At 45.8% G+C, this 24,308-nt stretch carries 15 protein-coding genes; 10 read left to right on the top strand and 5 right to left on the bottom strand.

Features of this window, described 5'->3' with window-relative positions:
* Window positions 1-11 precede the first annotated feature (11 nt).
* Together H3H32_RS27170 and H3H32_RS27165 are read right to left on the bottom strand one after the other, a co-directional pair.
* A complete protein-coding gene (locus tag H3H32_RS27170) occupies window positions 12-356 on the bottom strand; it encodes a TonB-dependent receptor (protein ID WP_182458888.1) in 345 nt (114 codons plus the stop codon).
* Window positions 292-3,111, bottom strand: coding sequence for a SusC/RagA family TonB-linked outer membrane protein (locus H3H32_RS27165; protein WP_182458887.1), 2,820 nt, complete (start codon window positions 3,109-3,111; stop codon window positions 292-294). The genes H3H32_RS27170 and H3H32_RS27165 overlap by 65 nt, the downstream gene beginning before the upstream one ends.
* A gap of 209 nt (window positions 3,112-3,320) precedes the next feature.
* Between H3H32_RS27165 and H3H32_RS27160 the strand changes: the two genes are divergently transcribed.
* Window positions 3,321-6,200 (top strand): ligand-binding sensor domain-containing protein, encoded by a 2,880-nt coding sequence (locus tag H3H32_RS27160; protein ID WP_182458886.1) that lies wholly within the window; start codon window positions 3,321-3,323, stop codon window positions 6,198-6,200.
* An 87-nt stretch (window positions 6,201-6,287) separates the two neighbouring features.
* On the opposite strand, the gene H3H32_RS27155 is transcribed toward H3H32_RS27160, so the two are convergent.
* Window positions 6,288-7,571: a Gfo/Idh/MocA family protein gene (locus tag H3H32_RS27155; RefSeq protein ID WP_182458885.1), complete on the bottom strand. Its 1,284-nt coding sequence runs from the start codon at window positions 7,569-7,571 to the stop codon at window positions 6,288-6,290.
* A gap of 291 nt (window positions 7,572-7,862) precedes the next feature.
* On the opposite strand from H3H32_RS27155, the gene H3H32_RS27150 reads away from it, so the two are divergent.
* The 8 genes from H3H32_RS27150 to H3H32_RS27115 all read left to right on the top strand — a co-directional run bounded on the left by H3H32_RS27150 (window position 7,863) and on the right by H3H32_RS27115 (window position 18,148).
* A complete protein-coding gene (locus tag H3H32_RS27150; RefSeq protein WP_182458884.1) occupies window positions 7,863-12,380 on the top strand; it encodes a beta strand repeat-containing protein in 4,518 nt (1,505 codons plus the stop codon).
* Between the two features lie 89 nt (window positions 12,381-12,469).
* On the top strand, window positions 12,470-13,531 hold the full coding sequence (locus tag H3H32_RS27145; RefSeq protein WP_182458883.1) for a T9SS type A sorting domain-containing protein: 1,062 nt from the start codon (window positions 12,470-12,472) through the stop codon (window positions 13,529-13,531).
* A 92-nt stretch (window positions 13,532-13,623) separates the two neighbouring features.
* Window positions 13,624-13,773, top strand: coding sequence for a hypothetical protein (locus tag H3H32_RS27140; protein ID WP_182458881.1), 150 nt, complete (start codon window positions 13,624-13,626; stop codon window positions 13,771-13,773).
* A gap of 405 nt (window positions 13,774-14,178) precedes the next feature.
* A complete protein-coding gene (locus H3H32_RS27135) occupies window positions 14,179-15,234 on the top strand; it encodes a T9SS type A sorting domain-containing protein (RefSeq protein WP_182458882.1) in 1,056 nt (351 codons plus the stop codon).
* Between the two features lie 89 nt (window positions 15,235-15,323).
* Window positions 15,324-15,473, top strand: coding sequence for a hypothetical protein (locus tag H3H32_RS27130; RefSeq protein ID WP_182458881.1), 150 nt, complete (start codon window positions 15,324-15,326; stop codon window positions 15,471-15,473).
* 195 nt (window positions 15,474-15,668) lie between these two features.
* A complete protein-coding gene (locus H3H32_RS27125; RefSeq protein WP_182458880.1) occupies window positions 15,669-15,956 on the top strand; it encodes a PqqD family peptide modification chaperone in 288 nt (95 codons plus the stop codon).
* A gap of 98 nt (window positions 15,957-16,054) precedes the next feature.
* A complete protein-coding gene (locus H3H32_RS27120) occupies window positions 16,055-16,975 on the top strand; it encodes a phosphoenolpyruvate carboxykinase (ATP) (RefSeq protein WP_182458879.1) in 921 nt (306 codons plus the stop codon).
* Window positions 16,976-18,148, top strand: coding sequence for a nucleotidyltransferase family protein (locus tag H3H32_RS27115; RefSeq protein ID WP_182458878.1), 1,173 nt, complete (start codon window positions 16,976-16,978; stop codon window positions 18,146-18,148).
* A gap of 8 nt (window positions 18,149-18,156) precedes the next feature.
* On the opposite strand, the gene H3H32_RS27110 is transcribed toward H3H32_RS27115, so the two are convergent.
* On the bottom strand, window positions 18,157-20,106 hold the full coding sequence (locus H3H32_RS27110) for an asparagine synthase-related protein (protein ID WP_182458877.1): 1,950 nt from the start codon (window positions 20,104-20,106) through the stop codon (window positions 18,157-18,159).
* A gap of 133 nt (window positions 20,107-20,239) precedes the next feature.
* Here H3H32_RS27110 and H3H32_RS27105 point away from each other — a divergent pair, with 133 nt between their 5' ends.
* Window positions 20,240-20,941 carry a hypothetical protein gene (locus H3H32_RS27105; protein ID WP_182458876.1) on the top strand — a complete coding sequence of 234 codons (702 nt, stop codon included), beginning with the start codon at window positions 20,240-20,242 and terminating at the stop codon, window positions 20,939-20,941.
* Between the two features lie 7 nt (window positions 20,942-20,948).
* On the opposite strand, the gene porU2 is transcribed toward H3H32_RS27105, so the two are convergent.
* Window positions 20,949-24,206 (bottom strand): putative type IX secretion system sortase PorU2, encoded by a 3,258-nt coding sequence (gene porU2 / locus H3H32_RS27100; protein ID WP_182458875.1) that lies wholly within the window; start codon window positions 24,204-24,206, stop codon window positions 20,949-20,951.
* Window positions 24,207-24,308 lie beyond the last annotated feature (102 nt).

Genomic DNA, 24,308 nt, shown 5'->3' with positions numbered 1-24,308 from the left:
TGTCGAGTCGGTTAAAAGCCAATGTTTAGCCCGGCCACAAGGGTGCTGGGAGTTGGATAGGCGTTTAATTCAATTCCCTGGGTGGTTGGGCTGCCTGTCGTTACGATACCGGCGCTGCTGGTGGCGTTAAAGCCGGGCAACTCAGCCGTGAAGCCGCTGTATTTTTTGAGTGTGAATAAATTCTGCCCCGTTACAAAGACGCGTACATTGCTGGCCCCTATTTTTTTCAACACCGCATTAGGTACGCGGTAACCCAGCGTCAGGTTATTGATCCGCGCAAAATTGCCCGATTCAATGAAGTAGGTAGAAGGGGGGGAGGTTGCCGCTGTTAGCGGCTGGTTCTGTTTGGATGCCACTACCCGCCGACCAGCGCTTGTACGCAACCGACTTCTCGACGTTGTCCAGCGCGCTCTGACGGAATGCCCGTTTGCCGTTGTAAATCTGGTTGCCTACGTTGCCATATAAATCAACACTGAGGTCGAAGCTTTTGTAAGTTAGGCCCAGATTTAGACCGAAATAGGCTTTCGGTTGGTACGACCCGGCAAATACCCGGTCGTTGTCGTCAATCTTACCGTCGCCGTTGGTGTCCTGATATTTAAAATCACCGGCATTGGCCGAGGGCTGAATGACCTGGCCTGATGCGTTTTTGTAATTCGCGATTTCATCGGCGTTCTGGAAAACGCCCAATACCTGCAATACATAAAAGCTACCAACGGGCTGGCCATTATCGGTTCGGGTTGTGTATTGCTGGTTAGCGCCAATGCCCCCATCGAGAATCGGTTGTCCGCCGTTCAGGCCAATAACCTTGTTCTGATTCAGGGTTGCGTTACCACCGATGCGGTAGGAGAGATCGTTCGTGATTTTGCCCCGCCAGTTCAGTGTAAATTCAAAGCCCTGATTCTGAATCGAAGCGGCATTGGTTAGTACCACCCCATCGGCATCACCCGATACGGAAGGTACTTTGACATTGATCAGTAGGTCACGTGACTTCTTGTTGTAGTAGTTGACCTCGCCGGTGAGTTTACCGTTCAATGCCGTGAATTCAACGCCTAAATCGGCCTCTTCGGTAGTTTCCCATTTCACATTCGGGTCTTTGATCTGGGTAATGGCGCTTCCGGGTGTAGCAATGCCACCACCAAATGGATAAGCCAGATTAGGTGCTACCGTCACCGTATAGGCATCGGTTGGAATCCGGTCGTTACCAACTTTACCCCAACTGGCCCGCACTTTAAGCATATCGAAAATCTGCTGATTAGCCATGAAGCTTTCGTTGCTAATCACCCAGCCTGCGCCTACAGAAGGGAAGTACCCCCAGCGGTTCTGAGCCGGAAAACGGGATGACCCATCGGCCCGAATGGTTGCCGTGAACAGGTACTTATCGTTGTAGTTGTAATTGACCCGACCGATGTACGAATTGCGATTGTATTGATCGCCAGAGCCATCGTTGGTCGATGTATTGGCATTCCCGGTGTTGATGTACCACAGGTTTTGCGCGGCTGGAACATCTTTTCGGAAGGCCGTAAAGCTGGTGAGCGTGTATTTTTCTGCCGTTGTACCAACCAGCACGGTTAAGGCATGTTTATCAAATTTCTTGTTGAACGTGATCAGGTTATCCCAGGTCCAGTGAAAGGTTCGCGTGTTGATGAACTTCAGGTTGCTGTTGGGATTTCGCTGATTACCACCCGCGTTGATAAAGGTGGTCGTATCGTTGTTGAACTGGTAATTGTATTCCCGAGTATTCAGGTTAACCCAGTCACCACCAATGTTTGTGCGGTATGTAATCCAGTCAACGGGCTTGATTTCCAGATAGGCAGAACCTAACAACCGGTTGTCTGTCGCGTGGTTATTGTTATTCTCAATATCCAGTATTGGATTGCCTACATTCTGGTAAACCGATGTGTTACCATACTTGCCATTCACCTTTGATTGAATGATGGGAGCGGCTCGGTAAGCGTCATTGTAGGCCGTTCCCAGATTGGCAATCTGATTATCGCCGTTGGCATAAGATGCTGATATTCCTAGTTTTACGTATTTGTTGAACGTGAAATCGTTGTTGGCTCGAATCGAAAACCGTTTGTATTGATTGTCGATCACAAGCCCCTGATCGGTATAATAACCAGCGCTCAGGAAGTAGGTTGATTTCTCGGTGCCGCCATTTATGGAGATGCCGTGATTCTGCTGGAAGCCGTTTCTCAGAATCTGTTTGTACCAATCCGTAGAGGTCGTACCTGGACTGACAATGTTACCAGTAGCCGCACTAACGTAGTTGGCGTATTCGGTAGAATTGGCCATCGGAACTAGGTAGGAAGGTATCCGAAAGCCTGCGTTGCCTGTGTAATTTACAGTCATTTTGCCAACCGTACCCCGTTTGGTGGTAATGATCACAACTCCATTTGCCCCGCGTGATCCATAAATAGCTGTTGCTGAGGCATCTTTGAGTACATCGACATTCACGATATCGGCGGTGTTGATGTTTGAAATATCATCGGTTAACACACCATCGACAACGAACAGAGCCGCCGTACCACCCAAGGCGCTACCCGTCCCCCGAATTCGAACTACAGGTGAGCTACCCGGCTGACCACTGCTGATGATCTGAACCCCAGCTGCTTTGCCCTGAAGTGCCTGAGTAGCCGTCAGTACAGGTTGTTTTATTAATTCATCGCCTTTGATAGTGACCGTTGCCCCCGTAACATCCGATTTGCGTTGCGTGCCATACCCCACAACCACTACCTCATTCAATGATTTGGTATCTTCTACAAGAGGAACATTGATGGTTGTTCGGCCACCGACCGCGATTTCGATCTTCTGATAACCAATACTTGAAAAAATGAGGGTGGCATTGTCTTCGGCCTGAATTGTAAAAGCACCAGTCCCGTCGGTGACCGTACCCGTTGTGGTTCCTTTTACCTGTATTGTAACCCCTGGTATGCCCACTGTTGATGTGCCGTCTGTTACCTTACCCGTAATACGGATAGGGGGCGCTCCAGCCCGGGGTCCTCCAGCCTGGGGCATTTCTGCCAGAGCTGATCGAAAAAAGAGCAGAACGAGTAGACCTGCAAGCAGGACAACTCGCCTTTGGAGCTGCTGATGAAGTGAAATGTTTTCCATAACTATTCGTAATTAAGCCGTTATTACTACAGCCTACATTGTTAGTAGGTGAGTGATTCACTGCGCCTATAACAAAAAAAGAGCACTAACTTTCTAATAAATTTTTGCACAAAAGTAGGGTAGTTGTAACTTGGTGCCTAAAACGGTCCTACATCATTACCACATCATATTGGCTTTTTTAGCCTGATTTCGATGTTTTTTAGCACATCATGCCCTTTTATGTGATTCATATGGGTGAAGTCAAATGCCATTTTGTGCCGATCATCTTTCGGCAGCTTTTTATCTGTCTTTTGCTGGCTTTCGGTAGCCGGTTTGCGAATGCTCAGTCACCCTACAGTTTCTGTGGGCCTGAGTTGATTCAGTACACCAAGCAGATGTACGGGGCCTACAACCAGAATTGGGGAGTTGCCCAAAATCGAAAAACACGCTTTCTCTATTTTGCCAATTCGAAGGGGTTACTCGAGTTTGATGGCAGTAGTTGGAAAGTCTATGAGTTACCCCGAAAGCAGCGCGTTCGATCAGTAGCTGTAGACGAAGAAGGCCGGATTTATACGGGGGCTTTGGGTGAATTTGGGTATTGGTTTCCTAATGAGCAAGGTAAATTGGTGTACCATTCGCTCGTTACGCTGATTCGGGAGCAAGCCTTTCGAAATGAGGAAATATGGAATATCGTGATTACGCCCCAGGGAGTTTTGTTTCAATCTTTCGCTTTTATTTATCGGTATCAACAGGGGAAGGTTCAGTTGTTACAGCCCCCTGCTACGGTGTTATTCGTTCATAAGGTTCGTAGTCGACTGTTTCTGGAAGTCCTGGAGAAAGGGCTTTTTGAGTTACAGGGCGATCAGTATCGATTTATTGAGGGCAGTGCATTTCTGGGCCGGGAAACCGTCAACACTATTTTGCCCATTGGCGATCAGGATATTCTAATTGGTACAGAACGGGCTTTGTATCGCTATGACGGGAAGACGTTTAGACCCTTTAATGCTCAGATTAATGACTTTATGCAGCGGAATCGACTTAATCGGGGATTGCTGATTGGCCCCGGACTCTATGCGTTTGGTACATTGCTGAATGGCGTTCTGATTGCAACCGCCGATGGTCGGATTCAGTATCATTTCAATCAGAAAAATGGTCTGCAAAACAATACTGTTCTGTCCATGTGTCAGGATGGCGATCATAACCTTTGGGTAGGTCTGGATAAAGGAATCGGTCTGATTAATTTGAGCTCCCCCATTCACTATTTTATTGACCATGCCGATGATCTGGGGACCGTTTATGACATGGCTCGTTATGGCGATAACTTGTACCTGGGTACTAATCAGGGCGTTTATTACAAACCACTGAGCCGGGCAAGTGAGCCTTTTCGGTTGATCTCGGGTACGCAGGGGCAAGTTTGGGATCTGGCCGTTGTGGATAATCAGCTCTTGTGTGGACATAATAAGGGAACCTTTCGCATTGAGGGGACACAGGCTCAGCTATTGTCTGATATTACCGGCGGTTGGGTATTGGGCCGGTTGAAAAACTATCCGGACAAACTCATTCAGGGAACTTACACGAGCTTGTGTATTTATCAGAAAGATGGGCACGGGAAGTGGGTTTTCTCTCATAAAGTGGATGGCTTTTCGGCTCCGGTCCGGCAACTGGACGAAGATGGTGCGGGCAATGTCTGGGTAAATAAAGCCGCTAATCAAGGTCTGCAACGACTTCGCTTATCGACCGATTTACGACGCATAGAAGATAGCAAAACCTATACGGATGCAGAGCTTCATAGCCCCGTACTTAACCTTTGCCGGATTCAAAATCGAGTGGTTATTACATCCACGAAAGGCTTACTTGTGTATGATGCCCAGCACGATCGGTTTGTGCCTGCACAGACGGCTTATCCCTGGGCTGAGTCAACCATTCGTAAGATTTTTCCCATGCCCGATTCGACGCTTTTTCTTCTTCGGCAGGATGGCTCAGTAGGCTGGACACGACCGCAGGGACAGGTTTCGAGTGATATACCGCTTAAAACCAATCAGTGGGTCGAGGATTTCGAGAAAATTGTGCCGCTTGATTCAGAGTATATCGCCCTTTGCCGTGAAAACGGATTTGCTTTACTACCCCGAACAGAGCTGCATCACCTCGGCGATTCGGTGCCGAAACCGGTCATTCGAACGGTAACATCTGTTGATGATCCCTCCGTGAGTTATACGTTTCAGGGTACATCAATGGTACCGCAACTCTCCTTCTCGTATACCCAATCGAATCTACTGATTAGCTTCTGCACCCCTTACTATACCCAGCCAGTGAAATACAGCTACTGGCTCGAAAACAGCATGAAAACCTGGTCGTCCTACGGACCTGGTCAACAGAAAGAATTTAACAATTTACCGCCGGGCAAGTACATATTTCATCTGAAGTCAAACCTGAACCCGCAGGAAAGTCTGCTAACGTTTGAGGTGCAACCGCCCTGGTACTGGAATGCCTGGAGCAAGTTACTATACCTGTTTTTGCTGCTGGGTTTATGCTGGTTCTTTTATCAATTACATCTCCGGCGCGTTGCTGTCCAGCAGAACCGAGTTCAAAAAAAGCTGGAACGGAAACTACGCCAACAGGAAGAGCGAAGTCAGCGGAAAATTATTTTGCTGCAAAAGGAGCAACTGGAGCAGAGTATTATTCAGAAATCGGAAGAGCTGGCCAACTCAACAATGGCACTCATTCAGAAGAATGAGTTGCTGGCACAATTAAAAGAGGAGTTGAATCGAGCGAAAGCCCGTTCGGGAAGTCGGCTACCGGGCGACGATTTTCAGCGAATAAACACCCTGATCGATAATAATATATCGAGCGAGCAGGACTGGAAGCTGTTTGAGTCAAACTTCAATAAAGTACACGAGCAATTTCTGAAACACCTGCTCGAAAAATACCCTGATCTGGGACAGGGCGATTTGAAACTAGCGGCTTATCTGCGGATGAATCTTTCGACCAAAGAAATAGCGCAACTCCTAAACATCACCCATCGAAGTGTTGAATTGAAACGATATCGACTTCGGAAAAAACTTGATCTGGACGGAGATACGAACCTGAGCGAGTTTATGATTAAGTATTAACAGTTAGTTTGAAGTTTGTAGTTTGAGGTTTGAAGTTGCTGGCGGCCACACAACTTCAAACCTCAAACTACAAACTTCAAACCCTTTTTATATCAAATCCCACTCTTTCCGGTATTCTCGGGACAACAGCGCATTGGCAGCCGAGTTGTGCCTGAATTTTTCTTTATGAGCGTTCCACTCCAATGGCTGCCCAAGTCTATAAGAAATCAGGCCGAGGTGCATAGGCATGGTCATTTGCCGGGCGTAGGCCAGATTCGATTCGGGCTGCTTGCGCGATTTGACCGAATTGATAAAGTTTTGCTGATGCCCCGGCGATCGCTCAAGCGTAATTGGTACTTCGGGTACATCCGTCATCGTAACGCCGTTAATCGTGATTTCGCGCGTATTGTAATCGCAAAGAAGCGTGCCCTTATCGCCTTCGAAATAGGCACCGATGCCTTTCTTCTCCGCACCCGGCACATTAGGGGGTGTACTGGTCCAGTGTAATGATAAGCCATCGAATTCGTAATCAATATCAATCCACTTAGGTGCATCGCCAATTCCTTCAGGTGCTCCTCCCTTCGCGCTAATGCTTTTTAGACCTGTTGGATTGATTGCCCACCAGACAACATCGGCAATGTGACACCAGAAATCCTGAAATACCCCACCCGAGTAGTCCAGAAAATAGCGATAGGTAAAATGGCAACGCTCGGGTGTGTACTGTGAGGCTGGAGCTGGTCCCTGCCACATATCCCAGTTCAACGTAGAGGGCGGTGTTTGGTAATTGGCTGGGCCAAGTACTGGAGGGAAGCCCGTTTTCCAAAGCCTTACTGTATTTACTTTACCGATAGCGCCCGATTGAATTATTTCGACAACCCGATGATAATTGTCTCCTGCATGAATCTGGGTGCCGAGTTGAAAAATACGGTCGTATCGGTTGAGGGCTTTCAACATCTTCTGCCCTTCCCGAACGCTATAGGATAATGGTTTTTCGCCGTACACATCTTTCCCGGCCTGAAACGCCATAATGGCAATCTGAGCATGCCAATGATCGGGGGTGGCACAGGTGATGGCGTCGATATCATTGCGGTCGAGCAGGTAACGGAAATCGGAATATGTTTTGGCGCTGGTGTTTGGCTGTAACGTCTGTAATGTGCTGAGTGCTTTTGCCAAATGCGTTTCATCCACATCGCATAGACCAACAACCTCTACTTCGGGTAACTTGGCGAACCAGTTAAGGTGGTTGGTTCCCATACCATTAATACCAATATGAGCAACCCGAACCCGATCGCTGGGAGCGACTTTACGAGTCAGGCTGGGAAATAAGGCCATGCTGAAGGCGGCAGCGCTACTTTGCTTCAGAAAATCACGTCGATTGGTCTGATGTGTCATGTTTATCAAAAAGTCTGGGAAGAGAATGACGACTACTTACGATACCAAATGACAGGGAAAGGATGAAATCTACTCTTCGTAAACGTTTAACTAGCATGCAATTGCATGTTTATACATTTAAAGTAGTTACAGATTCCTTGCCAGATAATATGTTTTTTTTTGACAGGGTTACATTAATCTACTTTTATGAGGCCAATTATGGAGTTGCGTAAATTAAAATATGATGCATTTAGCATGATATTGGCATTGGGTAACTTCTAGTAGGCTCTCGTATTTTTTAGACTAACGTTTATGAAACAAATCTCTACACCCTTATTCAGCAGGGGTATCTCGCACAGCCTTGCGTGGGCCACATTCCTTTTAGTACTCTGTCTGGGTTTTCGAGCCAATGCTCAACAGGGCAATTTAGGTACGCCCAATTCGACAACATCAACACCTTGGGTTAGTCCAACTTTCTCATTAACTACAAACCATGCCAGCCCAGGATTATCTTGTTGGGGAGGTGACGCGTTATGTCCTTCCGGTGGTGACCCTGCTAATGTTACTAATTCTACACTTACTGATTATGATGAACTAGGAATCGCTATTTCTGGTGCAGGCAGTTTTACGGTTGGGGACAATAGTCCCGCTAACATCTATGACGCTGGTAACTTTGCTGGTTTTTTAATCAGTAATAGCTCATTAGCTGATGTTACTTTATTGGGAGCTGTTACTATTACAACGTACAAAAATGGTGTACAGCGCGAGCAAAAAACAGCAACTAGTCTTATTGGGATAAACTCCGCATTGGTTTCAGGGGCTTATGAAGTTGGCTTTCATACAACATTAGATTTTAATCAGATATCGATTGCCTTTACAAACCCTCTGACTTTGGCTACTTCTTACCGTGTATACTATGCTCTTATGAGAAGGTATACGTCGGCAAGTACACCATTAGTCTGTAATACGCCCAGTTCGTTGACGGCACCTGGAAACTCAGTATACATTTCAGACCGCACGGGTATAGCAACTGGTGTTACCTGCGCTCTTTGCTCCATCAGTAATGGAGATAACATTATCGATGGCAATAGCGCAAATTCTGCAAGTATTAATTTAACCGCCGGAGTTGCGGTAACGGCAACGATAGGTGTCAAAAACGCATTTATTACCTATCCTGCCAGTCAGACAAACACCTTTGTTGGGTTTGATATATCGAGTACTGATTTAGTGAGTTTAGGTGTTAATGATAAAATTACCGTTTCTACTTATAAAACGGGTACTGCTGCTGCTATACAATCAGTAACATACGGGGGAAATCTAGTTGCCGTAGGTAGTGCAATTTTATCGGGTACTGGTAGGCGAACCATTGGCTTTGTGGCAACAGCCGATTTTGATGAGGTGGTATTGACTGTCACCAGGGCAGTATCGGCTGTAGATGTGGGTATCAATGTATTTGGTGTCGTTATGACGTCATTTTGTAATGGCCCTAGTCTGGCTTGTTCAGATAATACAATTCCAGGTAATACCCTTACACCAGTTACTAATCCTACACATCCTGTATATGTAGATGGAGCCCGAACTGGTATCGTTGGTGGTGTAGCTTGCGCTGCTTGCCAAATAAATAATTCTGAAAATGTGGTTGATGCCAGTACAACAAATTCAGCAACTATGGTAGTAACGGCAGGTGTAGCTGTTACAGCATCCTTTGCAGTTGCCAATGCATTACAGACCTATCCTGTAGGTAGTTTTGCTGGATTTGATGTAGAGACTAACGCATTGTTGTCGGCTAATGTCTTTAGTACGGCAACCGTCAGATTATATAATGATGGAAATCTAGTTCAGACTAGTACCGGTAATGCATTAATTGTAGGAGCCGGTAGTAGCCCTTTGCTCAATAACAGAAGCCGACAATACCTCGGTGTTGTTGCAACAGCCCCTTATGATGAAATACAGATTTCCTTCGTCAATGTAGTAGGTGCTGATCTGGGAAATATAGTTATTTACAATGCGGTATTCGAGAAAACCTGTGCGGCCGTTATTGTCTGTAATACAGCTTATAACCTGAGCAATCCGACTTTCCCGGTTGTGATTGATAATGCGAATACGGGAGTTACAGGCGTAGTTTCGGCGGCAACTACGGTAGAAAATCCCTGGAATGTTGTTTCGTCGAGTACAACTGACTACGCTAAAATTAACACAACGGCATCGGTTGGGACCGTTGCTTCAATAGCCGTACTAGATCCGATCAGTACCTATCCTGTCGGTACTTTTGCTGGCTTTGCAGTTCAGAAGGTTACAGGTATAGCGGCTGTTGATTTGTTTGCCAACCTGACCATTTCTACTTATAACAATGGAACATTCGTAGAGTCGAGAAGTGGTGTTGGGTTGCTGGACTTGGCAATCAATTTGTTTGGAACAACCAGCCAGTTTTTCAATGTCGGTTTTGTAACCACGAAACCATTTGACGAAGTGAAAATAAGTGTGAGACCTCTGGTAGGAATCGCAGCTCTGTCGGCTCTAGGCGGTAGCCTGAATGTATTTGGAGCCTTCATCGATACCCGGACGACAACAGGCGGAGGTTTAGCCTGTGCGCTGAATACAAACCCCGACTTTGCGGTTACGAATAAGAATGTACCGGTTAGTGGTAGTGTTAAAACCAATGACATCGTACCGGTTGGAACTACTTATGGCACTAGCCCCACCACTCTTACGCAGCCAGCAGGTTCTACACCGAGCTTAACAGTAGACGCTAATGGGAACTATACCTTCTCTAGTACAACACCAGGGGTGTATGTATATAGTATACCTGTTTGCGGGTCTGGTTTGTCTGGAACAGGCTGTGCCACACAGACACTAACGATTACGGTACTCGATCCAACCGTCAACACGAACAAGCCTGTTGCAAACCCAGATGTGGTTTCGATACTTGGAAATGACGTAACGCCAACTCCAGTTACCATTAATGTTAAGGCAAACGATGGTCCTGGCAATCCTGGTGGAACGTTAGGAACACCAACTATTGCTAGCGGTCCAGCCAATGGTACTGCTACTGTCAATGGAAGTGGTAACGTGGTCTATACACCAGCGGCTGGTTTTTATGGAACAGATACGTTTACGTATACAGTTTGTGAAACACCTGGCACCAGCTTATGTTCTTCAGCTACGGTTACGGTCACGGTTAGTGCAACAGGTACTCCCAATAGTACATTGGCGGCAGACGACTACATCAGTACCTATCAAAGTACGTCAGTTGCCGGAAATGTGAAAACAAATGATAGTGACCCAGAGGGCAATACCCAGACGATTACTACCCAGAACACAACTATTGCTGGAATCGGCACGTTCGTATTAGCTTCGGATGGTACCTATACATTTACGCCAGTGGCTGGTGCTACCGGACCTGTTGACTTCTCGTACACCACAACCGATAACGGTTCGCCAAACGTTTCTGCCAGTGGTACGTTGCATATTCTGATCAATCCGTTTAATCCAAATCCTGACTTTGCGGTTACGAATATTAATGTACCAGTACCGGGTAGTGTTAAAACGAATGATGTGGTACCAGTGGGAACCACCTATGGTCCAACACCTACGCTAACCAGCTCACCAGGAGGCTCTACTCCTTCACTGGTATTTACCTCAACGGGTAGTTATACATTTACCACAGGTACGCCAGGTGTATACACCTATAGTGTTCCGGTTTGTGTGACGGGCACCCCACCGGTTTGTACAACCCAGACGTTGACAATTACGGTAAGTAATACGGCGATTACCACCAATAATCCAATTGCTAACCCTGACTTTGCAACCACTACAGGATCGCCGGCAAGCCCAACTGCAATTACGGTGAATGTTAAAGCCAACGATGGACCAGGTAATAAAGGTGGCGTCTTGCAAAACCCAACGGTTCCTGTTCAGCCTGCTCATGGTAGTGCAACGATCGATGGAAGCGGTAACCTGGTGTATACGCCGACAGCTGGCTACTATGGCACAGACATCGTAACCTATGTAATCTGTGAAACACCAACTACTCCTGCATGTGGCACGGCTACAGTGACCATAACTGTTAAAGCTCCCAACAGCCCAGCAACGGTATCCATCAATGATGACTATGTGGCAACAGTAGGCACACCAGTCAGTGGAAATGTAATTACCAACGATCTGGGGACTGGTTTGTCTGTATCCAATGCGGGTACAACTGTAGTTTCGTCGGGAACATTGGTGTTAACCTCAACAGGTAGCTTCACCTTTACACCAGCACCTGGCGTTACAGGGCCTGTCGATTTTACCTACACCGCCTGCGATAATAATACGCCGTCAACCTGTGGTAGTGCAACGCTACATGTGTTGGTGAACCTGGGACTGCCTGATTTAACGCCAACCATTACGATGCCACAAGGTAATTTCGGAACTTCACCTAATAATGTTAGAAACTTCGTTGTAAACATTCAGGAATTAACGGGTATACCAACTTCTAGTGGTAATGTTGTTGTAACAATATCAGTACCAACTGGTTATACTATTTCCTATTCTAATTCAATTAATAGTATTGATGTTACCGATGGCACTACAACGAATGTGGATAATACAAAATGGTCGATTACCACCAGTAATAGTGTACAAATTAAATTAACAATTAATCCTGGACAGTTTATAGCTGCTAACGCTATTGCAAGACTAGGTTTTACAGCTACTCGTACAGCCGCTAATTCAGGAAGTATATCAAACATCACTGTGAACGTGGCTAATGATACGGGTACTGACGCTTCGTTACGATACGATGGTAATCCGTTAAATAATGTTTACGCCAGAATTATCTCCGGCTTGTAAAATTTATTATACCCCAAATATCTTTTTTTAGATATTTGGGGTATGAAAGTAAATAGGGGTTCAATATTATAAACTTTATATTCACGATTATGATCAGGAAACTTTTACTTATAGTCTTACTGGGAATGTGTAGCGGTTATGCAGCTTTTGCGCAGGACCCGTACGTAACCGTACCAGTTATTAACCCTAACCCCATTGCAACTAGTCAGGCAGGGAGTATTACCGTTACATTTGGTAACTCAACCACGGCTACTGCCGAAATTCCTCAAAGTGCCACAGCGACTTTTACAGTTAATTTGCCACCCAATATTGGTGCAACTGGAACTGCAATTACGCTACCTGTTGGAGCTACCTACAACTCTGCTAACCTGGTAGTAACTCAAGGAGCTTTCAACAGTGGCAGTGGAACCATCATTACAGTAAAAAGCAGCCTGGGCCCCATTCCAGTAGGTGCAGCTTATAATTTGGTTATTTCCATTGTAGGCGTCAATCCAACAGTTTTTGATGCAAACGTACTGGCCAACGCAGTTGGTACTGGAATTGGTACAAATAATACTACAAATGACAATCGCAGTGCAACGATTTCCGTAACAGGTCCAATGCCTGTTGCGTTAGTGTCTTTCTCGGCCAAGGCTCAGGAAGATCATACCGTGAGCCTGGCCTGGACGACCTCCCTGGAAACCAACAACAAAGGCTTCTTAGTCGAGCGCAGCAAAGATCTAAAAGCCTTTGAGAAAGTGGGGGAAGTGACCGAATTAGGCGCGAACAGCACTGGCTTGAAAAACTACAACCTGGCCGACCTTACCCCTTTTCAGGGAACCAGCTACTACCGATTGACTCAGATTGATCTGGATGGCAAGACGACGGTTTTCCAGGATAAGATTGTGTCGGTGGTCTTGCGGGATGGTGCCTATGGGGTGTTCCCCAATCCAGTGATCAGCGATCAGCAGTTCCGGTTGAGTCTGGATGAGCCAGAGACCGCCCAGATCAGTTTTTATGGTGCCGATGGTCGAGTTCTTCCTTTCCAGAAGGTGGGTGTCGAGTCAGGGAGTTTGTTGTTGAAGGTGACAGGCAAGCTGTCGACGGGCGTGTACATACTGACGGTGGGTGAGCGGGGTCTGACTCGTAAACATCGTTTAGTTGTCGAATAGAGTAAGCGGTTCTGCTGTCTGGCTGAGTAGGTCAGGCGTTGACTGCGATGTTACCGAGTCACCCAAATTTCACAACATTTAATTTTTTGGACATGAAAACAAAGTCTAATCATATAGCGAATGCCACGCCGAAGAAGGCGTATCAATCCCCCCGGGTAAAATCGTTGGGTAATGTTCAGAAACTGACGTTAAAGTCGGGCTCTAACGTAGATGGATTTGGTGGTACATTCACAACTCCATAACCCGTTGAAAGTACTTTAATAGTAGTTTCAAAAAAAAGCCTGACTGTTATTAAAATGAGTCAGGCTTTTTTTGTGTTTATTCCTGAAAAACGGATAAAAGGTGTTGCCCAATGCCACTGAGGTAGAGCTAACCAAAGTTTCAATTGTTCACCTAACCCAGAACTAGCGAGTGCGATAGGTAGTATGAAAGGTTATGCGGTCACAATCAGCGTAAAACGAGTTAGAATAATACCTAATCCGATCAATTTTTTTTCCTAAAAAAACTAAGGTAACCCGTTAAATAATGTTTATGCCCGAATTACCACTGGTTAATAAAATTTTACTTGCCCGAAATCCCTTTTTTTAGATATTTGAGGGATAATTAGTAGACGGCTTTTAAATTCTCTAAACTTTATATTCACGATTATGATCAGGAAACTTTTACTTTTAGTCTTACTGGGTATGTGTAGCGGTTATGCTGCCCTGGCGCAAGACCCTTCAGCATCGGGGGTTGTTATTAATCCCAACCCTATTCAGACTGGGCAACCCGGCAGTATTACGGTTAGTTTTGGTAATGGAAGTTCGGCGGCAATTCCTCAAAGTGCCGCAGTTACATACACGGTTGAAATTCCCAAAAATATCGGTATAGTCTCTTATTCGCTGACAGTCCCTACTGGTTCAACGAACACAACTGGTAATCTAGCGGTAACACAAACCAGCAGTGCTACTAGTGTTATCCTTCAAATAACCAGCCCATCGGCGGGTATTCCAGGCGACGCTATTTACGATTTGATTATTTCTATGGGTGGTTTTGCACCCACTTCTTCCCCTAACCCTAGAGTAACTGCCAATGCTGCAGGTACTGGTTTAACTGCTACTAACGTTATAGACAATGATAATTCCAGTGCGCAGTTAGTTGTTCAAGGTCCAATGCCTGTTGCGTTAGTGTCTTTCTCGGCGAAGGCCCAGGAAGATCATACCGTGAGCCTGGCCTGGACGACCTCCCTGGAAACCAACAACAAAGGCTTTTTAGTGGAACGCAGCAAAGACCTGAAAGCTTTTGAGAAAGTGGGGGAGGTGACCGAATTAGGCGCTAACAGCACGGGACTGAAAAACTACAACCTGGCCGACCTTACCCCTTATCAGGGAACCAGTTACTACCGATTGACCCAGATTGATCTGAACGGCAAGACGACGGTTTTCCAGGATAAGATTGTGTCGGTGGTACTGCGGGATGGGGCCTATGGGGTGTTCCCTAACCCCGTAATCAGCGATCAGCAGTTCCGGCTGAGTCTGGATGAGCCAGAGACCGCCCAGATCAGTTTTTATGGTGCCGATGGTCGAGTTCTTCCTTTCCAGAAGGTGGGAGTTGAATCAGGGAGTTTGTTGTTGAAGGTGACAGGCAAGCTGTCGACGGGCGTGTACATACTAACGGTGGGTGAGCGGGGGTTGACTCGTAAACATCGTTTAGTTGTCGAATAGAGTAAGCGGTTCTGCTGGCTGAGTAGGTCAGCAGGTAACAGCAAGGTTACCGAGTCACCCAAATTTCACAACATTTAATTTTTTGGCAGATGAAAACAAAGTCTAATCATATAGCGAATGCCACGCCGAAGAAGGCGTATCAATCCCCCCGGGTAAAATCGTTGGGTAATGTTCAGAAGCTGACATTAAAGTCGGGCTCTAACGTAGATGGATTTGGTGGTACATTTACAACGCCATAAATCTTGGTAAGCCTATTTTTCGATGGCCTGATACATCTTTTTATGGATGTATCAGGCCATTTGTTTTGATATACTATTTCACAAACAAGCCACTTTTAGCGTTATTTCTGAAAAAAGGAGTGTTGTCTACTCAATTTAAAAAACTACATTAGTAGTGGAATAAATCATCCAGTATTATTATTTCGCCTATCCTTAATGTCTATTATAGCTGATACAAAAATTCAATTAGTACCTAATCAATCTTCATCCGTTCTGGGGAAGGAGACGATATTGTTAAACTATGAGTTAGGTAACTATTACGAACTGAACGAAGTAGGCGGGTTTATCTGGTCGCTTTTACAAGACGAGAAAACGATGTCTATTAGTGAAATTCAGGAAAGAATGCTTGACGAATTTGATGTTGAGCCGTCAGTTTGTCATGAAGAGCTAATGCTATTTGTAGAAAATCTTTTGAAAGAGAAACTTATTGAAGTGGTAGCCTAACGAAAACAACAAATCATAGTGGGTATTTAAAGCAGAGAGGCCCTATAACTGCTGCCTGTTAACTATACTGGCAGTCATTTAGTTGAGCCGATTTTAGAATGGACTTGATAACGCATTATTATTCGGCATATGGGCTAACGCTTGGTTCCCAGATACATCTTCCCCCTCTTACAGAAATAGAGCCTTGCCCTGTTGATGTATTCGTTAAACTAGAGAAAATCCCTTCGACTCCACCATTACAGCCGACAAAAATTTACCGGGCAGGGCTACAGGCTGAATTTGCCCAAACTAGTATTCAGGAGTTATGGCTGAACTGGGGACCTCGGCTGGCATTCAAGGTTGTGAATGGCAACGAAATAATCCTGGACACCAATCAAACCGACGAAGAGTTACTCTCACTATTTACATTAAGCGAAGCACTTGGTTTAATTCTGTTTCAGCGGGGCTACTTTTTGTTGCATGGTAGTGCTATTCAACTCAACGGTAAAGGAGTTGTCTTTTTAGGCGAACCGGGAGCTGGAAAATCAACTACCGTGGCAGCTTTTGCTCAAAAGGGTGTAAGTGTCATTAGCGACGACATGGTCTGTATCCAAATTAGTAAAACGGAGCCACCTGTTGTGAGACCGGCTTTTCCGCAGATCAAAATCTGGGAAAATGCAGTAAACGGATTACAATTGAAAAAAGATGGGTTGACTTCTGTTCGGGAAGGTGTTAATAAATTCTCCTGGCATGATTCAAGTTCGTTTACTGAAAAGGCTGTACCGTTGGACCGAATTTTTGTTTTAACAGCCCCCAATGAGTCTACGAATACCTATAGCCAGGTTCCGCAGCACCAGATACCGATTGAACTACTTGCTTATTTCCCGTTAGCTGACGCAATGCTAAAAGGTGAACCCTTGAAGAATTTTTTTGAGAAAAGCATTCTGATGGCTCACGCCGTTTCGATAACCAAGATGAGTCGGCCGGCCGATTTTGTGCAGTTGTATGCGTTTGTTGACAACCTAAAAGCAAATTCATAGATGAGTACAAGCCACTCGCCCGAAATTCAAGTGCTTCTGATAGCGTGCGCAGTGGAATTGTCAGAAGCGAAAAAAGCTACCCTTAATCAGTTTTTAGAGCGGAATCCTATAAACTGGGACCGACTATATACGCTGGCAGTTCGTCATAAAGTGGCTCCGTTTTTATACCGAACACTTCAGGAAATACCGGCTACCCCTGAATCATTGCTAGCTACGTTACAAAATGATTGTCGGACCATTGCCACGGATAATTTACTGAAGTTGCATCAATATAAGTTGCTGGCAAAACGATTCGCTGACCACGATATTGATCATTTTCCCCTTAAAGGAATTTTCCTGGCTTCCAGTTGCTACCCTGATAGTAGTCTTAGAGGTATTGGTGATTTAGATGTGTTGGTGGCGAAGGATGCTGTTTTTAAAAGCGTACGACTTTTAAAAGCGGATGACTACCATCTGGATCAGAAATCTACGCTCTACATGCAGTATGATGAGAAGGTTATGTTTTCCGATCTATATGAAGTTAGCCTGTTTAAGCCCTTTTTTAATAACAGCGGTTTCGACCTCGATCTACATTGGGAATTTATATGCTTTAATAAGCAATATAAAGTTTTCTCGTTACCGGAAATTCGGTCCAGATCAGCATTATCGATAGAGTATCAGATTGTGTTGACCGTGACGCATCATGGCGTCACGGGAATTTGGCAAACGATAAGTTATGTAAATGACCTCTATTTCTTAGTGAATAATCGGCCAATTGATTGGGCCTGGTTGCTACAGGAGTTTCGCCATTATGGGCTCGATCAGATCTTTCTGGTAGGCTTATTCTGGTGTCAACAGATTTGGGAATTGCCGTTGCCGCCAACCATTCAGGAAATGCTGACCGCCAAGCGGATTCAGTTATTGGCCGAAGAGTACTCGAAAAATTGGGAAACTAGCGAGGCTATTGCTTCCAGTAAGCTCATTCTAGGTCAACTAACATTTTTTCTTAAAGCACAGACGCAATTTAGCAAGCGACTAAAAGTATTATTGACGTTTGGGACCAGTCGAATAATCCGCTATAGTACATTTAAGATTGGTAAGCGTACCATTTACATACCCAAACAATTAGGGTTTATTACGGTATTCATTCGGGCCATTCGCTCGTTTCTGCGCTTTATCCCAGCTTTTCGGTAGCCTCTCCGTTAACTTCCCTGCCGGATCGAGCTAAGCCAGAGGGCTAGATAAATAATTCGACTGACCAGCCAGTTATAGCGGGTTTTTTTTCTGACGGGGAAATTCGGATTGAAAACAATGGTAACAAGGTTAGAAAATACTTTCTGATCAATGACTTCCCAGATTGGGTGGCTAGGCTGGCTAAACTGCTCGTGCGTTGCCTGATAAAGTTGTTGGGCCGATAAGGTACTATATTCAACGAAGTTGGCTTTTGTCACGCGCGACGTGATCTCTGGCGGTAAAAGCTTGTTCAGGCCATGCCGAATCAATCCCCGGCCGCGTCCTTTGTCGAAATGAACTCCCAATGGTGTAGCCAGTCCTAATTCAATGATGTTTTTGTCGAAAAACGGGAATGAATACTGGTGACCGTAATAGGCACCGATATGATTCAGCTGCTCGTTGCAGATAACATTCGTTGTATGAAGAATTTGCTCGATAGGCACTCGGTGCTCTGTCGATATGGACGTAACCAGCTCCTTCGTTGACTGTTGTGGGCGCAGGGGAACGCGCGCTTTAAAATCAGCGCTGAACGCGTTATTGATGAGTGAGCGATGATTTAGTTTATCCTGAACTCGTTTGGCCAAATAAGTAAGGATAGCGGTTGAGGAAAGACCAAAAATGCGTTTCTGATCACGGAGCGAGCTAAGAAAAGAAATTCCGGCGTGTTTGTTGAGCCGTTTTTTTAGATCGCTTCCGATAATTGACAATACGTATTTTTCATACCTGGCCTGCTCAGTTAAGGAATCCCAGTTAGGGCTTAGAGCACCCATAGTGCTTCCCCGCACTGAAATTATCTGTTGACAGGCAGTTTGTAACTGTTCCCAATCCTCTGCGTCAAGAAGCTCGTCCAGAAGGTCAAAACCAGTTGGAATGGTACTGTCGCCATCGTGGCCCGTTAACAAAATATCGCAGCCAGCCTGCCGAGCTTCCTCTGAAACACTCAGATGGAAACTCGAAGGAATTATAAAATGCTCTGGCCGATCGAATAGTCGATTGATGGTCAATATCGAATCCAGTACATCATCTATTGGACGAACCCGATGATGTTGCGAACACCATTGATCAAGAAAAGCGTCTACATATTCCTGTTCATCGGCTTCGGGCTGTTCTGTATCAATGTTAAACGTATGCAGAAATGTTTGATGCCGTTGGGTCAATAAGTACTGGGCAACACTGCTGGTCGATGAGGAATCCAGTCCACCACTCAGATGGGCGCCTACAAGACTTTTTCCTTTTATGCGGTTAGCGACCGCCGACACGAAATAGTTATGAAATAAGGACGAATAGGTTTCGGAGTCTAGCTGGCTAAACCGTTGTAGATCAAGTTGCCAATAGGCATGAATGTCAACACGTTCCGAGGTTACCTGAAGGTAGTGGCCAGGCAAAACGCTGTAAATACCTTCGTAGAAAGTTTCGGCACTATAAGGTACATAGGCCGTAGTCCAGGTCAGATACTCACGGTACTTGTGCTGGTTGGGCTTTACCGAAACTTGCTGAAGTGCCAATAAGGCTTTGATCTCTGAAGCAAAGGCAAAAAAATGCCCAGGCTTGTGTACATAGTAAAGAGGTTTTATACCAAGCGGGTCCCGAGCGCAGAAAAGCTGCCGTAGGTTATCATCCCAAATAACCGTAGCAAAATCGGCGTTAAGTCGGTTGAATGACTTGGGGCCTTCTAGCGCAAAATTGGTGACGAATGGTTGCTCTGGCGCTTCTGGGACAAATACGTCAGCATCGACAGCAGCGTAAAGTGGGGCCGACTTACTAGTCTCAAGGCGCCCGCCAAAAGTCATCAATACACCTTGAGAAATCTCCTGAAGCGCAAATTTTCCCCGATGTTTTAAGCGTTCTATGATACGGGTACGATCTGTTGGCGATACGCTCTGTCCATCAAATCGAATCATTCCTGCGATGCCACTCATAATTGGTCTTTCTCTGAAAGCCTAAACAAACTAGTCTATTTTGTATATTCGCTTCTGATGATCTGAAATCGTCAGTTTAAACAGACTGGTACCGGATCAATTGACAGCTCAACACCTCTGCGAACGCCTTCAAATGCTCAAAAAAAGCAGTTTTCATTTACTTATCCTCCTGGTTTTAATCGGCATAGGGATTGGATGCCAAAAGGATACAGCTAATGTTACTCCCGATGATTCAGCCTACTTTCCGCTGCAAACAGGCGATTACTGGATTTATCAGGTGACTCAAGAGACCTATTCGTTAACCAATCCTGTCGTTAAAAGCACTTATCAAGTACAGGAAAAAGTCGGTAACTCGTATACGCAGAATGGGCAGCAGTTTTTTCTTGTTGAAGAATCGATCAGATTATCGAGTCAATCTGCCTGGCAAATAAACGCCATTCACACTGTATACAAAAATCTATCGGAGGTGGTCAGTCAGGACAATAATGTGCCGACGCTAAGGCTCGTTTTCCCCGTTTCGGCAGCTACTTCCTGGAACGTCAATACCTATAATGCCAATCCTGATACACTGCTTCGATACAAGAATACCCGGCAATCATTTACTATTGGTACGCAGCAATTTACTAATACGGTTTCAGTTGTTGGCAATAATGATTCAACCTTGATCGATCAACAAAAATATCAATGGGTATACGCCCAAAACATAGGGTTAATTTATCGGGAAAATGCCGCCTTAGCTTTCTGTCAATCCACGCCCGATTGTATTGGTAAAGGCATTATTGCATCGGGCCGTCGACAAAAGTGGGAACTGGTATCCAGCAGTCGTCTGAAATAGTTAACTGCTAGGGCTGCCAGCTGACTTTACCCGTATGCACTTCGGTTCGGCCATCTTTCCAGGTTAATTTTAGTGAATACGGATACAAGCCAGGGTTCATACCCTGCCAGAGTAACAGATTTTTCCCCGTTGCTATCGAAAACGTATCATTGAAAACCGGAACGCCCGTTTGATTGTAAATTGTCAGTCGGGATTCGGCAGGCAACTCCAGTACGTTCAGATTCAACTCAAACTTCACATACGTACTGGCGGGGTTAGGATAAGTCTTCAGCGTAATTGCCTGATCGTTAGCCAGTGTAACGATGTCGAGTGTATAAGGCGGTTGGGTCCGATTGCCAGCTGCATCTTTCCCAAATACGATAAGTTGATAAGCACCCCCAGCCTGGAGTGATAAGGTGGTCTTTACCTGAAGCTGATTGGCGGAAACCGCCGAAACAGAAAAGGTCTTTGCCGACAATTTTTGTGGATCGCAGCCTGAACAACTCTTCAGGTATACATCAACGGCAGTGCTGTCTTTGGGCGATAGCGGATTCTCGTCGTGGATAAAAATCTCTAATTCGGGATTTATACGAACAACAGCTTTATTCTCTTTGATCGCCCCATCAATAAATACGTTGATCTCGGGAGTAATCCGATCGGGGAGGGCTTGTAGCGGGTAACTACTCCCATTTTGGGCCTGCGACCAGTCGATGGTTAAGGTGGAGGTATTGTTGGTTTTGCTGAGTTCGGTAATCTGATTGCTGGGGTCGATGGTCAACTCAAGTTTTTGCAGCGTTTCGTCTTTGCGGATGGTATAAACCAGTGTGTCGCGGTAGCGAAACGCTGTAAATCCTAGCGGAATAGTTGTGGTGCCACTACTGGTCGTTTTCTTGAGCGACACCGATACTGACTGGCCTGCAACGAACTTTCCTAAGTTCGCCATTGGCATAACAACTCGCAGCGAATCGCTGCTTTGGATAGAACTACCGATCACCGATGATTGGAGATACATCCCTTTCGGATCGACCGAAAAATCAGGGTTGGGCAACGGATATAGAACTACCGCCGGATCGCCCTGTAGAATCATTTCCAGGGCTACCGATATATTATATGGGTCATTCCCAGCTTTGTCCAGCGCTAAATTTACTTGTTGCTGCACTTTACCAAACGGCGTTCCCAGGGATGTCGCATCGGTGTACAGAATCGAATAAAGTTTGGTCAGGTACTGCGTTGTTGGTTGCTCGTAACTCCAGTACGAATGCGCTAATACAATAGCTGCGCCTTTGTTAGGGGTTAGCAGCCAGTCTGTAGACATCGTTGTGAAGTTGGAAAAAATCTCGCCTACGCCACAGCCGTTAAAAATCAGTAATGGGTAACGCGTATTCGCAAATCCGTTTTCGGGCGGGGAGGCAAAACCGAAGTTCATATCAGTCACAGATGGTCCGGCATGGCCAAAAAACGTGATCATACTAACGCCATCATTCACAAGCGGGCTGATGTTAATGTACTCTACTTCATTGGTTGTGCTTTTGCTGAATGCACTGATTTCACCCCCTAATTGCCCGTTCGTGTATATGTTGCCGACGCCAGTCAGGGCTGTGCGCAGACTTTGGGCTTCGTCTTTTGTTTTGCCACCACTAATGTGAATGATGTGTTTGCGCCATAGGTCATTGGCTGTTGCCCCTTCCAGTTGTTTTACTTTGTCGAGATAGGCCAGTACCTGGTCGTTCGTCGTTACGTTTAAGCGCCCGGTTGGAATAGCGTGGGTATTGGTCGGAAAGCCATTTAAGCCGGCCGTCAGCAGAATATCTGACCCAGGGTAACCAATCGTTGGTACCAGATCGTTGGGGGTCGTTTTAACCAGATAAGGATAGCTACAGGCTCGGCCAATCAAGAGTAAATTTTTGACGGCTGTATTGGCCAGCATGTAATCGGCGAAACGGCGAAGCGCCAGCGGGCTTCGGTCCCCGTAATTAAACTGATCGAACAGAGAGTCGGCTTCAACGATAAGTGGTTTGTGACCACCCCCAGCTTCCGATGCCCGATAAGCCGCGTAGGTGTTTGCCGATTGTTTGAGCGATGCGTGGGTAATAATTAAGTACGTAGTGGAAGCCGCAAACGTGCTCGAAAAGTGAGCAACCTGAATCGTAAGTGGTTTAAGCGTTTTACTGGTTACGAAAACGTCTCGTTTTTTAGTTGTTTCGCTGGCAACGATCAGTGTCTGATCGCCTGACGTTTGCGCCGTTATATACCGACAATTGATTTTGTCTGTAATGTCATAAGCAATGGTTGGCTGAGTTCCATTTTTGAGCGAAAGCAAAGCGGACTGGCGTGCGTTCGCGGGTATATGAAAGACCTTACTCGTCTGACCTGCCATATCCACTGCCTGGGGATAATTTACTTTTACATACGTAATGGAGAAGTTGTTGGTAAGGTCGATTTTTTGAGGAGTAAACCGTAGGGTTAATTGTTCGTTCTGAAGGGTTGTCGGATTAATCGTCGACTGAAAAGTTTGCGACGCGAATCCTGATACCGTTAACGTGGCAATTTGCGTTGAGGGGGTAGATACCTGAATCTGGCGACTAAATGTGTTATCCCGGCCATTGATCATGCCTTCGAGCGCAATTGGAAAGGCAGTTGTGTTGACGCGATTGGTGAAATTCACCCGGACAATACCTACCGAATCTTTGGTCAACATCGGCCCCGACCAGCCTTCTCCCGGTTCAAAATAGCTTTCCTGAATGGCGGGCTCCACGCCTTTTAAATTGTTAAAGGTATAATCGCTGGTGAACGCCTGTACGGTTTCTTCGATATGAAAGGCTTCGGGCGTAAGCCCTTGTGCCGAAGTCGTTAACTCGGGCATCCGTTTGCCTGCCAACGTAGGGCTGCTGGTCAGGAAATAAGCCGCTTTATCGGAATAGAGTGTTTGATAAGGGTGCAAGCGTTTTTGCGGTCGGTACAGGAGCGAATCCTGACTCCCATCATTCCCTTCTCCGTAAAACTCTACATAATCCTGCGTATTAAACACGCCATCCTGCTGGCCTACTACCCGAATAGCTACCTCCTGGCCCCTAAAAAAGAGCTGCCAGTTTATGGGATTGGTTTGAACAAAGGCAGGATCAATGGCTTTAAGGTCGTCATACCCAACTCGGTAAACGCCCGCCTGATTGACCGAAAATTTTAGGTATTTCTGGTTCGGCTTTATCCACTCATTCCCGAAGATGCGCTGGGCGTGTGAGGTCAGGCAAGTACTAATGAATACAAGTAATAGTAGTCCTTTTTTCATTCGGAAAGTTTATAACCTAACGTTTCGTTGAGTAAGGTATGTATAGCGAATTATCGTACAGTTGATAAGTGCTGTCGTCTGGTCAAAGATAAGTATTCCTTC

The sequence above is a fragment of the Spirosoma foliorum genome, assembly GCF_014117325.1.
GTDB lineage: Bacteria > Bacteroidota > Bacteroidia > Cytophagales > Spirosomataceae > Spirosoma > Spirosoma foliorum.
Note: the sequence above shows the minus strand (reverse complement) of the source record. Positions and strands in the feature narration are given on the sequence as shown.